General features: G+C 66.4%; 14 protein-coding genes and 1 tRNA gene. 9 read left to right on the forward strand and 6 right to left on the reverse strand.

What is annotated here, in order from left to right:
* The gene (locus ORI27_RS14295; protein WP_407666310.1) at positions 1–756 is read right to left on the reverse strand and encodes an enoyl-CoA hydratase; all 756 of its coding nucleotides are present in this window, start codon (positions 754–756) and stop codon (positions 1–3) included.
* Positions 757–846: 90 nt separating this feature from the next.
* Between ORI27_RS14295 and ORI27_RS14300 the strand changes: the two genes are divergently transcribed.
* The 8 genes from ORI27_RS14300 (at position 847) to ORI27_RS14335 (ending at position 10,032) form a co-directional block, all read left to right on the forward strand.
* Positions 847–1,506, forward strand: coding sequence for a cysteine hydrolase family protein (locus ORI27_RS14300; protein WP_265997538.1), 660 nt, complete (start codon positions 847–849; stop codon positions 1,504–1,506).
* 3 nt (positions 1,507–1,509) lie between these two features.
* Complete coding sequence (fdrA, locus tag ORI27_RS14305) at positions 1,510–3,054, forward strand: acyl-CoA synthetase FdrA (RefSeq protein ID WP_265997539.1); 1,545 nt, start codon at positions 1,510–1,512, stop codon at positions 3,052–3,054.
* Positions 3,051–4,469, forward strand: a complete 1,419-nt coding sequence (locus ORI27_RS14310) for a YlbE family protein (protein WP_265997540.1) — start codon at positions 3,051–3,053, stop codon at positions 4,467–4,469. Before fdrA ends, ORI27_RS14310 begins: the two co-directional genes overlap by 4 nt.
* Positions 4,466–5,833, forward strand: a complete 1,368-nt coding sequence (locus ORI27_RS14315) for a carbamate kinase (RefSeq protein ID WP_265997541.1) — start codon at positions 4,466–4,468, stop codon at positions 5,831–5,833. Before ORI27_RS14310 ends, ORI27_RS14315 begins: the two co-directional genes overlap by 4 nt.
* 77 nt (positions 5,834–5,910) lie before the next feature.
* Positions 5,911–7,008: a GGDEF domain-containing protein gene (locus ORI27_RS14320; RefSeq protein WP_265997542.1), complete on the forward strand. Its 1,098-nt coding sequence runs from the start codon at positions 5,911–5,913 to the stop codon at positions 7,006–7,008.
* Between the two features lie 54 nt (positions 7,009–7,062).
* Positions 7,063–8,760: a sensor domain-containing protein gene (locus ORI27_RS14325; protein WP_265997543.1), complete on the forward strand. Its 1,698-nt coding sequence runs from the start codon at positions 7,063–7,065 to the stop codon at positions 8,758–8,760.
* Between the two features lie 251 nt (positions 8,761–9,011).
* Positions 9,012–9,653 carry a nucleotidyltransferase domain-containing protein gene (locus ORI27_RS14330; RefSeq protein ID WP_265997544.1) on the forward strand — a complete coding sequence of 214 codons (642 nt, stop codon included), beginning with the start codon at positions 9,012–9,014 and terminating at the stop codon, positions 9,651–9,653.
* Positions 9,646–10,032, forward strand: a complete 387-nt coding sequence (locus ORI27_RS14335; protein WP_265997545.1) for a hypothetical protein — start codon at positions 9,646–9,648, stop codon at positions 10,030–10,032. The genes ORI27_RS14330 and ORI27_RS14335 overlap by 8 nt, the downstream gene beginning before the upstream one ends.
* A 193-nt stretch (positions 10,033–10,225) precedes the next feature.
* Here ORI27_RS14335 and ORI27_RS14340 read toward each other — a convergent pair.
* Both ORI27_RS14340 and ORI27_RS14345 read right to left on the reverse strand, forming a co-directional pair.
* Positions 10,226–10,299, reverse strand: a tRNA-Arg gene (locus tag ORI27_RS14340).
* Between the two features lie 70 nt (positions 10,300–10,369).
* Complete coding sequence (locus ORI27_RS14345; protein ID WP_265997546.1) at positions 10,370–10,729, reverse strand: hypothetical protein; 360 nt, start codon at positions 10,727–10,729, stop codon at positions 10,370–10,372.
* A 264-nt stretch (positions 10,730–10,993) separates the two neighbouring features.
* Here ORI27_RS14345 and ORI27_RS14350 point away from each other — a divergent pair, with 264 nt between their 5' ends.
* Complete coding sequence (locus ORI27_RS14350; protein WP_265997547.1) at positions 10,994–12,202, forward strand: alpha/beta hydrolase; 1,209 nt, start codon at positions 10,994–10,996, stop codon at positions 12,200–12,202.
* A gap of 2 nt (positions 12,203–12,204) precedes the next feature.
* Here ORI27_RS14350 and ORI27_RS14355 read toward each other — a convergent pair whose 3' ends face one another.
* The 3 genes from ORI27_RS14355 to ORI27_RS14365 all read right to left on the reverse strand — a co-directional run bounded on the left by ORI27_RS14355 (position 12,205) and on the right by ORI27_RS14365 (position 13,492).
* Complete coding sequence (locus ORI27_RS14355; RefSeq protein WP_265997548.1) at positions 12,205–12,873, reverse strand: SDR family oxidoreductase; 669 nt, start codon at positions 12,871–12,873, stop codon at positions 12,205–12,207.
* Between the two features lie 95 nt (positions 12,874–12,968).
* Entirely contained in the window at positions 12,969–13,271 is a 303-nt protein-coding gene (locus ORI27_RS14360) for a hypothetical protein (RefSeq protein ID WP_265997549.1), read from the reverse strand.
* Positions 13,268–13,492: a hypothetical protein gene (locus tag ORI27_RS14365; RefSeq protein WP_265997550.1), complete on the reverse strand. Its 225-nt coding sequence runs from the start codon at positions 13,490–13,492 to the stop codon at positions 13,268–13,270. The genes ORI27_RS14360 and ORI27_RS14365 overlap by 4 nt, the downstream gene beginning before the upstream one ends.
* Between the last annotated feature and the right edge of the window lie 97 nt (positions 13,493–13,589).

Here is a 13,589-nt window from a genome sequence, read left to right on the forward strand (position 1 = left end):
TCAGCGGCGTTGCGCAGCGGCCAGCCGGGCCTTGAATTCCGGTGACTCGATCGAGATGGCCTGCGGGTCGAGCTCGATGTCCTTGGCCGCCTCGTGATGGTCGGTGTCCACGAAGCCGGGGAGCGCGGTGGCACGCATCGACGCCTTCGTCGCGAGAACGATCTCACGCGGCGCCGCCGCTGGGCCGGCGGCCAGTTCCAGTGCGGCGGCGACGGGATCCTCGGCGACGGTGAGGGCTAGGCCATGCCGCACCGCGGCCTCGGCGTCGAAGCGCATGCCGAACAGCAGGGCGGCGCGGGCGACCTGTGGACCGACCGCGCGCTGCAGCATCCAGGTGGCGCCGCCGCCGGGATGGATGCCCAACTTCTGGAACCGCGGGTCGAAGAACGCGTGCGGCCCGGCGATGCGGACATCGGCGGCGAGCGCCAGGTTCAGCCCCGCGCCCACCGCGGCGCCGTTGACCGCCGCGATCGTCGGCAGCGTGCAGCGGCCGACGGCCATGAAGCCCGCATAGATGCGCTCGAGCCCTTCTTTGGCAGCGGCGCCGAGGGCGGACAGATCCGCGCCCGCACAGAACGCCTTGCCCGCACCGGTGATCACGACCGCGTGCGCCTCGGCCTCGGCGGCCTCGACCGCCGAGCACAGCTGCTGCGACATCGCATCGGTGACGGCGTTGCGCCGGTCGGGATCGTTCACGGTGATCAGGGCGACGCGATCGACGATTTCATAAAGCACCAAATCTGTCACAGCCTTGATCGTGCCACTGCCGTCGAGCGGGTGAACAGGCGGAGTCGCTTCAGTTGAGTTTCAATTGTTCATTCGTCCGATGCCTCAGAAGGGACCTCCATGGCCACTGTCAACGCGGAACCCTTCCCGCTGGACTTCGACGTCGCGAGCACCGCCCTGGTGATCATCGACATGCAGCGTGACTTCGTGCTGCCCGGTGGATTTGGTGAGGCACTCGGCAACGACACCTCGCTGCTCCTCGCCGCGGTGGAACCGATCGAGCGGGTGCTGGCCCAGGCCCGCAAGATCGGGATGCTGGTCGTGCACACCCGCGAAGGGCACCGGGCCGATCTGAGTGATTGCCCGCGGGCGAAACTGAACCGCGGCGGCAAGACGTTCATCGGCGAGGCCGGCCCGATGGGCCGCATTCTGGTTCGCGGCGAAAAGGGCCACGACATCATCGACCAGCTGTATCCCGTTGACGGCGAGCCGGTGATCGACAAGCCGGGCAAGGGCAGCTTCCATGCCACCGACCTGAGTCAGATCTTGTCCGACCGCGGCATCAACACGCTGGTGGTCTGCGGCGTGACCACGGAGGTCTGCGTGCACACCACGGTCCGCGAGGCCAACGACCGCGGCTTCGAATGCCTGGTGCTCAGCGATTGTGTGGCCTCCTACTTCCCGGAATTCCAGCGAGTGGCACTCGAGATGATCAAGGCGCAGGGCGCGATCTTCGGCTGGGTCGCCGACGCCGATCAGTTCATCGCCGCGACGTCGTGACATATGGCGACCAGTTCGCGTTTCTACCCCAACCTGTACAAGGACTCGGTGTCCTTGATGACGGTGTCGGCGCGGGTGACGTCGATCCCCGGAATCGAGGCTGCGTCGGTGGTGATGGCCTCGGCCACCAACGTCGACAACCTGGCGCAGGCCGGTCTCGGCGCGTTCGAGGTCCGGCCCAACGATCTCGTCGTGGCCGTCGCGGGCACCGAGGAGGCCTGTGACGAGGCTCTCGCGGTGGCCGACAAGCTGCTGTCGGCAGCACCCGCGGACAGTGGTGAATCCACTGCGGCCGCGCCGACCACCAGCATCCAGATGGCTGTCGCGGCCGACCCCTCGGTCAACCTCGCCCTGATCTCGGTGCCCGGCGACTACGCAGCCGCCGAGGCGATGAAGGCGCTGCGACTGGGCTTGGACGTCATGGTGTTCAGCGACAACGTCAGCGTGGAAGCCGAACTCGCGCTCAAGCAATACGCCCGCGAGGCCGACTTGATGGTGATGGGCCCGGACTGCGGCACCTCGATCGTCAACGGCATCCCGCTGGGTTTCGCGAATGTCGTGCGCCGCGGGCCGATCGGGGTGGTCGGCGCCTCGGGCACCGGCACCCAGGAGGTCACCGTCCGGATCCACCAGAACGGATCGGGGGTGTCACAAGCCCTGGGCACCGGCGGCCACGACCTGGCCGACGCCATCGGCGGCATCTCGATGCTGCACGGCCTGGCCGCCCTTGACAGCGATCCGTCCACGACGGTCATCATCCTGGTGTCCAAGCCGCCGTCGGCCGCGGTGGCGGCGAAAGTCCTCGCCGCGGCACAGGCCAGTGCCAAGCCCATCGTCGTCATCTTCCTCGGCGCCGACCCGGCTTCCATCACCGCCGACGGGGTGTACGGCGCGGCCTCCCTCGCCCAGGCCGCCGACATGGCCGTCGCACTGGCCAGCGGCCAACAGCCCAGATCCGGCGACATCGCGATCTCACCCGAAATACACACAACCCTCGGTGATCTCGCCGGTTCGATGGCGCCCGACCAGCGGTACGTCCGGGGCGTCTTCTCCGGGGGCACGTTCTGCTTCGAGGCGCAACTGGTCCACCGCTCTCACGGCATCACCGCCCATTCCAACACCCCGGTGACCGGCAACACCGCGCTGACCGACATCCGGACCAGCCGGCAACACACCATCATCGACATGGGTGATGACGAATTCACCCAGGGCAGGCCGCATCCCATGATCGACCCGTCGGGAAAGGACGCCCGCATCCGCGACGAGATCGCCGACCCGACGACGGCGGTCGTGCTGTTCGACGTGGTCCTCGGCTACGGTTCGGCCGATGACCCCACGGCGGAACTGATTTCGATCATCGAGTCCGCTCGCGCCGAGGGATCGACGGTCGCATTCATCGGCTACGTGTGCGGCACCGACCTCGACCCGCAGGATCGCACCAAGGCCGTCGCCGGCCTGCGGTCGGCCGGGGTGCTGGTCGCGTCCAGCAACGCCGAGGCCGCGCTGTGGTCGGCGACCCTGATCACCGCGCGGGGAGTCGACCGGTGAAGAAGCTGTTCGAACAGGATCTCAAGGTCGTCAACGTCGGCGTGCAGGGTTTCGCCGCCAACATCACCGCCGCCGGCGGCCAGGTCACCAACATCGCCTGGGTGCCCCCCGCGGGAGCCGATCCGGTATTGGGCTGGACGTTGGCCACCCTGGTCGGTAACCCCCGCATCGAGGCGGCCAACCGGATCGCCCACGACCGCTATCTGGAGGCGCAACCACGCCTGGTCGAACTGGTTCGCGCGGGCGAGGCGATCGTCGGCCTCGGTCCGGGCGAGCGCCGCATCCTGCACTCTGGGCCGCCGATCGCCTGGCCCGATATGTGCGGGCCGCAGCGCGGCGCCATCGCCGGGGCGATCCTCTACGAGGGATGGGCCGAGGATCTCGACGCCGCCGAAAAGCTCGCCGAGAGTGGGGAAGTGGCGCTGGATCCCTGCCACGAGCACAGCGCGGTCGGGCCGATGGCGGGCATCATCAGCCCGTCCATGCCGGTGTGGGTGGTGGAGAACACCGCTGCGGGGAACCGGGCCTTCTGCAATCTGAACGAGGGGCTCGGCAAGGTGCTGCGGTTCGGCGCCAACTCACCTGACGTAATCGACCGCTTGCGCTGGCTGGGCAGCGAATTCTTCGCCACCATGCAGGTCGCCGTGCGGGGGCTGGCCGACCCCGACCTCAAACCGCTGATGGCGCAGGCGCTGCACATGGGCGACGAACTGCACAACCGCAACGCCGCCGCGTCGGCGCTTCTGTTCAAGCGGCTGACGCTGTCACTGCTGGGTTCCGGCGTGCCCGGCGATGCCGTGCGACGAGCTCTGGAGTTCGTGGCGGGCAACGATCATTTCTTCCTCAACATCTCGATGGCCGCGGCCAAGTCGATGTCGGACGCCGCGGCCGGAGTGCCGGGCAGCAGCATGGTCACGGTGATGGCCCGCAACGGGGTGAACTTCGGCATCAAGCTGTCCGGAACGGATGATCAATGGTTCCAGGCTCCCGCCAATCCCATTGACGGACTGTACTTCCCGGGATACTCGGTCGACGATGCGGCCGCCGACCTGGGCGACTCGGCGATCACCGAGACCAACGGGCTCGGCGGATTCGCGATGGCCGCCTCACCGGCGATCGTCCAGTTCGTCGGAGGGACACCCGCGGACGCGACGGCCAACAGCCGACGCATGCTGTCCATCACGCTGGGCACCAATCCGGCGTTCACGTTGCCGCCGTTGAACTTCGGCGGTACACCAGCCGGAATCGACGCCCGCCTGGTCGTCGATACCGGTGTCCTGCCGATCATCAACACCGGCATCGCGCACCGCAAGGCCGGCGTCGGACAGATCGGCGCCGGCATCACCACCGCGCCGATGGAATGCTTCACCGACGCGCTGGCCACACTGGCCTGCGGGCTCGGAGCCGGCGCATGACGATTGCGATCGTCGCGTTCGGCGGCAACGCACTGGTCACCGACGCCGACCACGACTCCATCCCGCAACAGTACGAGACGGTCAGCGCGACCGTGCCACCGCTGGTCGACATGGTAGAGCGGGGCTGGAAACTCGTTGTGTCGCATGGCAACGGGCCGCAGGTGGGATTCATCCTCCGCCGCTCCGAACTCGCCCAGGACGAGGTCGATCCGGTTCCCGTCGACTACGCCGTGGCCGACACCCAGGGCGCGATCGGTTACATGTTCGTCAAAGCCCTGCGCAACGAACTGGCCCGGCGGGGGCTGTCCCGGCCGGTCGTGGCAGTGGTGACCCACTCGGTGGTCCGCCTCGACGATCCGGCCTTCGACGATCCGACCAAGCCGGTCGGATCGTTCCTCACCGAGGCCAGGGCCACGGCGTTGGCGGCCAGCCAGGGCTGGACGATTGCCGAGGACTCCGGCCGCGGATGGCGGCGCACGGTGGCCTCGCCGCGGCCCACGACGATCCTGGAGACCCACGTGATCGGCCGGCTGATCGACGACGGCGCGATCGTCGTCGCGGTCGGCGGTGGCGGTATCCCGGTCGCGCTCGAACCGGACGGCACCGTCGTCGGGGTGGAAGCCGTCGTCGACAAAGACATCGCCTCGGGGCTACTCGCCCATGAACTGGGGGCGGATCTGTTGATGATCCCCACCGGAGTGCCCCGGGTGGCCATCGGATTCGGGACACCCGACGAGACCTGGCTCGACACGATCACGGTGGCGCAGGCTCGCGACTACATCGCCGCCGGCCAGTTCGGCAAGGGCTCGATGGAACCCAAGGTGGCGGCCGTCGCCGACTTCGTTGCCGCGACACCGGGGGCAGTGGGTGTCATCGGGGCCGCCGAGGAGATCCCGGCGATCCTGGCCGGGACGTCGGGAACCCGCATCGTCGGCGATACTGAAGCGGTGCCAGCTGACGACGAAACCGACACCGATGCGGTGCTGTTGGCGGTGAACGGCACCCTGATGCGCGGACTGAAGCTGTCACCGAACATGGCCGCCGCCGGCGCCACCTTCGTTCGGGAGGCCGGCACCGAGCCGGTGTACCGGTTGTGGACCATCAACGACGACCACCCCGCGATGATCCGGGTCACCGACGGTTCCGGTGTCGCCGTGGCCGTCGAGGTGTGGGAGGTACCCGCGGCGGGCTTGGCCGAAATCCTGCTCAACGAGCCGCCTGGGCTGTCGATCGGCAAGGTGCGCCTCCACGACGGGTCGACGGTGCTCGGCGTGATCGGAGAGCCCGCTCTGGTCGAGGGGCAGCGCGAAATCAGCGAGTTCGGCGGCTGGCGGGCCTACACGGCGGCCGAAGGGCTGGTGTGACCAAGATGGTATAGCCACGGTCGATGGTGTCCGATACCATCCGTCACACATACTGACCACGACCCAAGGGCTATCGCATGGGTGAGCGCGAGTTCGCCATCGCCACCTCGGTGCTGCGTGCCACCGGCTTCCTGGGGGCCATCCGAATCTTCACCGGCATGGCCTGCATCTGCCTGGGGCTGCTCAGCTCGCTCGAACAGCTGCAGGGCATTCAGCCGCTCGGGCCGCACGGGGTGCCGGCCCGCGCCATCCACCTGGCGCTGCTGGTGTCGGCGCTGGTGATCGGCGTCTGGTGGCTGGCCGCCCCGTGGCCGGGGCATCGGCGGGCGATCGCGTTCGCCGTGTGGGGTGACGTCGCGCTGGCCGCGTCCGGGGCCACCCTCGCGGTGCCCGAGGCGCGCTTGTCGGCGACCGTCTACATGTGTCTGATCGGGGTGTTCGCGGCGGTGCTGCTCGGGTACCGGGTGCTGTTCCTGCACTGCGGATTCGCGACCGCGACGATCGTGGCGTTCACCTGGGTCGGTGTGCGCTATGACGGCGCGTCGCTGGCGGTGTTGTCGCTGTATTTTCTGCCCGCGCTGACGACGGTGGTGGTGATGCCGGCGATCGCCGCGATGGTGATCGAGGGCACCCGCCGTGGTCTGAGTGCCACCGCGTACGCGGCCAACCGTGATCCGTTGACCGGTCTGCTGAACCGCCGCGGGTTGTATAGGGAAACCGGGCTGGCGCTGGCCCGGAGTCCGCGGGGTGCGGTGCTCGCCGTGGTCGTGATCGATCTCGACGGATTCAAGCAGCTCAACGATCTTCACGGGCACGGCACCGGCGACGCCACGCTGCGCACCGTCGCCGAACAGCTATCCGAGATGATCCGGACCCGGGATATCGCCGCCCGCATCGGTGGTGACGAATTCGTGCTCGTCGCTTCGCTTTTGGACGATCACGACCTCGACAGTTTCATCCGTCGGGTACAGGCGCTCACGTTGCGCAACCCCGACGGGCTGACGTTGCGGTTCAGCGTGGGCGTGACGTGGGAGCTCGCGGACACCGTCGACTTCGATCTGGATGCCGTCCTGCATCGCGCCGACGAGGCGATGTACCGCGCGAAACGGGTCGGCGGGGGCACGGCCGTGGTGGTGGAACCGCCGCATGTCGGGGGAGAGCAGCCCGCGGTGTGAGGGACGGATACCTAGACTGGGGTGAACGTGGGATCGGGGATCAGGGGGGCACCCATGCAGGTCGAATCCGACGATGCGCAGGTGTCGATCGATTCGATGGTGGCGGCTGCCGGTTTCACCGATTTGTCGCCCGATGCGGGTGTCGTCATACAGGACGTTGACGGTGAGATTGTCGCCGCGTGTGCGCAAGCGGAGACCATCTTGGGGCTGACGATCGACCAGATGCGCGGACGTACCTCGCAAGATCCGCGCTGGGCGGCCGTCGACGAGTCCGGTCAGTTCGTCGAGGGTGCTCAACACCCAGCGATCATCGCGCTGCGCACCCGCACCGCCATCCGTGGCCAGATCATCGGCGCACACCGACCGGGCAGCGACGCGGCCGGACACCATGTGTGGCTTCATGTCGATGCTGTTCCGCTCTTCCGGGGTGGGGACCCGGAGCCGTGGGCCGTGGTCGTAGTGTTCCGCCCGGTACGCGGAGAGCGACTTCGGGCCCTCGAACTGCGCGACTCCGAGCGACTCTTCCGGATGATCGCCGAACACAGCTCGGACATGGTGGCCTGGCAGCTGGTGCCTGACACAACGTTCTTGTGGGTGTCGCCCGCCTCTCGTACGGTGCTGGGTTTCCACCCCGACGACCTCATCGGCACGTACGGCATCGACCTCGTCCACCCCGATGACCGGGCCCGGCTGGCCGAGTCCTGGCCGGCCGCGACGGATGCGCTGCCGAGGTTCATGATGCGCATGCGGCACGCGGACGGTTCCTATCGATGGATCGAGACCACGGCCCATGTTCTTCCCGCCCAGGAGGGCAGACCTCAGCAGATGATCACCGCCCATCGGGATGTCAGCGATCGCGTGATCGCCGAACGCGCTCGCGATGCCGCCGTGGGGATGTTCGAAATGGCAATGCAGCACGCCACCATCGGAGTTGCCTGGCGCCAGCGGGACGGCGTCCTGTCGAGGGTCAACCCGGCGTTGTGCAGCATCCTCGGTCGCAGCGCAGATGAATTGGTGGGGCATTCGCTACGAGAGTTCGCCCTGGACGAGGACTTCGGCCGGGATGACGCGATCGCGGACGTGCAGGCCGGAACGCGGGGTCATCATGAGAGCGAGCGTCGATTCGTTCGGCCTGACGGGACGGTCGCCTGGTGCCTGCACACCCTCATCGGGCTACCGGACGAATCGGGTGCCATCACCCAATTCCTCGTCCAACTCCAAGACATCACCGAGCAGAAAAACGCCGCCGCCCGTCTCGAACGCGCCGCGCTCACCGACCCGCTCACGGGACTGCCCAACCGGACCGTGCTCGAAGGCCGGCTGACCGATGCGCTTACCGCAGCGCGGTCCGACAACACCAAGGTGGGCGTGCTGTTCATCGATCTCGATCAGTTCAAGCAAGTCAACGACACGCTCGGTCACGACGCCGGCGACGACCTACTGCGCGAGGTCGGCATCCGGCTGAGCGCCGTGGTGCGTCATACCGACACGACCGTCCGTCTCGGTGGTGACGAGTTTGTCATTGTGCGCGAACACCTTTCCGGTCCCGAGCAACTGGACGACCTCATCGAGCGTGTCCAGGACGTGTTCGCCACACCGTTCGCCATCAACGGCTGCCAATTGGCGGTCAACGCCAGCATCGGCAGCGCCGCCGGTGACCACTCCACCGCCGACCAGTTGCTCTCCGATGCCGATGAAGCGATGTACCGGGCCAAGCGCGGTGCGGGCAGCCCGCCGGAATACCACCTCTGACCAGCGCCCCGGCAGCGCCCCGGCAGGGAATCGAACCTGCGACCTAAGGGATTTGAGATTTCGGGCGCCGGGCCGATCCGAAAATGTGCTTGCTTGCGCTCTCGGACTGGCCGAATCCGTCGATTCTTGGTCGTAATCACCGAATAAATGGCAACGCGGTCCAGGGGCATTGAGACTTCGGATCTCCGAGTCGCCTTACCCGTACTATAGTACGGATGAGCCAACTATAGTTGGCAACTTGGAGGTGCGCCGTGGAGCTGAACCGCCCATTTGCGACGGTCACGCCGACTCTGGATGGCGATGTCCTGGCTGTGTTGGCGGCGCACGATGTCACGTTCACAACCGGTCAGATTCACCGCGTGCTGAATTCCTTCTCCGAGGAAGGCATTCGGAAGGTCCTCGCCAGACTCGTCTCGCAGGGCGTCGTGCTCTCAGAACGCATCGGCAATGCGTTTGCGTACCGGCTCAACACCGCACATCTGGCGGCAGAGCCGATCCTGGAGTTGGCGAGACTCTTTGACACGTTCCTCAAGCGGCTCGAAGAAGAACTCGGCGGGTGGCAGTACCCACCCGTATACGCCGCGGTGTTCGGCTCAGCTGTGCGCGGCGCGATGACGCCGGAGAGCGACGTGGACCTGTTCCTGGTCAGTGCGACTGGGACGCCTGACGCTCTTTGGGCGCGGCAGGTGAACGAGCTTGCCACGGCTGTCACGGCCTGGACGGGTAACGACGCACGTGTTGTGGAGTACACGGAGATCGATCTCAAGAGCGCGAGAACCGAACCGATGGTGCAAGACCTCCTCGAACGCGGGCTCACCGTGGCCGGATCGCGGGCCTGGCTGTTGAAGCAGGTGAAGCCCGTCCGCGCAGGAAAAGGCGTGATCGATGAGTGAACGCACGAGACCCAGCACCGAGAGCATCCGACGCGGCCGGCTCAGAAAGGCTGTCGAGTTCCTTGACGGCGCGATCCTTATCGATGGCGATATGCCAGATGCAGCCGTCTCACTCTTGGTCAACGCGGGCATCGCGGCCGCCGACGTCATATGTGGTGTGCGCCTTGGTATCTACGCTGCTGGTGAAAATCACAACGAGGCCGTTGCTTTATTTGCGAAGGCCGATGCCGGGGTCGAAAAACACCTACGAACGCTGCTGAATGTGAAGTCCAAGGTGTCGTACACGCATCAGTCGGCTACGGCGGATGAGCGTAAGCGGTCGAGACGCGCGGCAGAGGCTTTGGTACAGGCCGCCCGCCGCGCGGCCGCAAGTGGCTGATCCTCATCGCGCCCCGGTAGGTGCGCGCGACATCCCCGACCAATCTCGCGCCAAATATTCTCTACATCCTAGGAGCCTCATCGCATTCTCGACGCCATCCTGCTGTAGCTGATCCCATGGAGAGGGCCATTAATTCCGATGAATAAGCGATGATTAACGTTGTAGAGTTCATCTAATGATGCCCTCTGACCAGCGCCCCCGGCAGGAATCGAACCTGCGACCTAGGGATTAGAAGGCCCTTGCTCTATCCAACTGAGCTACGGAGGCAGCGCCTCGACAGTCTAGCGGGGCGGATTTGCCAGCTGAGGCGCGTGTAGACCGGTGAGCCGGAAGCGTCTCAGCCGTCCTCGGTGCCGAATCGGATCTGCAATGCGTCGCGCAGCCGCTGGACTTCACGCAGCTTCTCGCGCAGCCGCAATGCCGGTTCGGGCGTCCGCGCGGCGCCCCAGCCGGCGTCGCGCCGAGTGGTCCAACGGCCCTGCGCGACCAGGATCAGGTCCTCGAGGTCGGTGATCTCACCTTGCAGCGACTCGGTGAATACCCGGGCCTGAGCGGTGTCGTTGGGATGGGCGGCATGCTTGCCCGGATTGCGTGGGCTCCGCGAACTCGACGGTTTAGGCGCACCCGCGGTGACGATCGACCGGGTGCGGGCGGGCGGGCCGACGGCGGGGCCCGCGGGTGGATCGTCCAGAAGCATGGACAAATAGTCCGATGGAACACTTGGGGTTTCCTGGGAGTCGACCTTGCAGGCGGCCCGTGTGAGCTATCTAGATAGTTTCGCCAATTTCTTGGTCGCTGGCCTGCGGGAATGGCGGCCGGGCAGGAAAAGTTCCTGAGAAATCCTCAGGTTTGGCCAAAGTTGAGTTATGGTGTGACGACTGGCACACGCCTGCTCGGGGCGCCGATTCCGCGGCCTGGCAAAGGCGTTAGGGGAGCTAAGGACGAGGGAGTCTGACAGCTTATGAGCAGCCCGATCGAGCAGGTCACCGCGCGATGCACGCGGGCCTACCACACCGGCTCGCTGCTGCTGCGCGGGTCGCCGGCAGCCGCGGGTTGGCTGCTGGGCTGGCTCTCGGCTGAATTCGCCCCGCACGTCCTTACCGGACACGCGCTCTCGGCAGTGCCGTCGCCGCTGGAGAAAATCGCGTGCGCCCTGGCTGTTCAGAAGGCTGACACCGTCCTGGACAGCGCGCTCCAGGAGACGTTCGGCGAGGATTACACCGCCGCGGTGCGGCACCCGCTGGAGCCGTACACCGCCCGGCGGCCCAACCTGGCCGCCGTCGTCGAGGCCATGCGGCATCGAGGCCGGTACGCGGCGACCACCAGGAACATCTCCTACGGACCCGGCGGTGGCAATCACCTACTCGACATCTGGCGCCGTCCCGACCTGCCGAAGGGGGGTCGCGCGCCGGTCCTGATCCATGTACCCGGCGGCGGGTGGTCGGTCAACGACAAACGAGGCCAGGGTTATCCGCTGATGACCCGGATGTCCGAGCTGGGTTGGATCTGCGTCTCGATCAACTACAGCCGAAGCCCGCGTAACGCGTTTCCGACCCACATCGTCGACGTCAAACGGGCCATCGCCTGGGTCAAGGCCAACATCGCCGCGTACGGCGGCGACCCCGACTTCGTAGCGATCACCGGCGGCTCGGCCGGTGGGCACCTGGCTTCACTGGCCGCGCTCAGCTCCGGGGACCCCGCGCTGCAGCCGGGCTTCGAAGCCGCCGACACCAGCGTGCAGGCCGCGGCGCCCTATTACGGCGTCTACGACCTGACCAACGCCGACAACATGCACCCGCTGATGATGCCGCTGCTCGAGCATGTCGTGATGCAGCGCCGCCTGGCCGACGATCCCCAGCTGTACCGCGACGCGTCGCCGATGCATCGCATCCACCGCGGTGCCCCGCCGTTCTTTGTGCTGCACGGTGAAAACGACGCCGTCATACCGAGTTCGCAAGCGCGAGCCTTCACCACCGCGCTACGTAAGTCGGGTTCCCGCACGGTGTCCTATGCCGAGTTGCCCAACGCCCACCACGCCTTCGACACCATTGCCACCTTGCGCTGCCAACTGGCGGCCGAGGCCGTCGCAAGCTTCCTCGGCATCATCTACGGCCGGCATGTCGCGGTGGGGAAGCGGATCAGAAGGGCGGCTGTCAGCTCAGCGAGCTGACGTCAGGTCACCGTCATCAGATAGTCGGCGGAACCGACATAGACGATGGTCGACGGGCTCGGGGTGACCGCGGCGTTGACGATCGCGGTGGCGAACTCTTCGACCGGGACGATGCTGGCGCCATCACCGGATACCACCGTCAAGTGGATTCCTGCGTGGTCGAATCCGGAACGCATTGCGTAGAGCGCAGTTTCGCCCGCGCGCTTACTCGCGGCAACTCCCGCACATCCCTTCGGCACCGCCTTGTTCGGATAGAAGTGGGCCTGGTGGCTGGTGACGAACACGATCCGGGAGCCGACCGGCATCAACGGCATGGCCAGCGATGCGAGCCGGCGTTGAGCGTCGTGGTTGGCCCGCATCGCGTAGCCGGGACCCGGGCCCATCTTGAGGCCACCAGATGCGTTGAGGATCAACGCGTCCAGCCTTCCGAACTGCGCGGTGACGTATTGCATCATCGCCGCGACTTCGACCTCGTCGGAGATGTCGGCGGCCAGGGCCGATGCATTGCCGCCGGCACTGCGGATCGCGCTGACGACGTCATTCGCGCGGTCCGCCTGCTCGCGGTAGTTCACGATGACGTGGGTGTCGGGTGCGGCGAGCTGGCTCGCGACCTCGGCTCCGATGCCTCTCGATGCGCCCGTGATCAAGACGACGCGTGCGGGTGGCTGCATGGCGGGCTCCTTCCGTTGCTGCGACGTAGTCCACCGTACACCCACCCTAAGAAAATTAAGGTAAATATAAGATAACACTAAGATAGTCGACCGTCTCAGTTCGACGAGCCGACATCCTGCGGCCGGAGCATCGGCAGCGCCAGTGCGACGACGATCGGCCAGCCCACCACCGTCACGGGAATCGCCCACATCCGCCGCACGACGAGCGCGTGCTGGCAGTGGTCGGCCTCCCCGGCGAACGACGCTTGGACCAGATCTGCACTAAACCCGCTGCCGCACTTGATCTGTACTCCCCACGGATCGAAATCGGGGAGGTACACCGGCCAGTGAAGGGCGAGCACGCCGACCATCAGCAGCACCACCGCGACGATGCCCGCGGCGATCTGGCGAACGGTCACGTCATGCAGACGTTCGCGAACAACAGCACGGGCCAGGACACGATGGACTCCAGAAAGGACACGACGAGGTCGGCGCCGTGCAGCTGATGCAGATGCTCGGTATGCGTCGATGACCACACCAGCCCGACCGCGAGGTAGGGGATCCCGAGCAGCAGCCCGATGCCGATCAGCTCGGCGATGGTCAGCTTGTAGTTCAGCACTTGGCGCAGCTTCGTCAGCAACGTTGAGGCCCCTCCCGCCTCGGCTGAATCCAATCGTAGTCAGGACCGCCCCAGGGGAGGATGATTTGTGAGAAGCTGCGTTTTCAAACTCGGGGAG

This window comes from Mycobacterium pinniadriaticum, assembly GCF_026242045.1.
Taxonomy (GTDB): Bacteria; Actinomycetota; Actinomycetes; order Mycobacteriales; family Mycobacteriaceae; genus Mycobacterium; species Mycobacterium pinniadriaticum.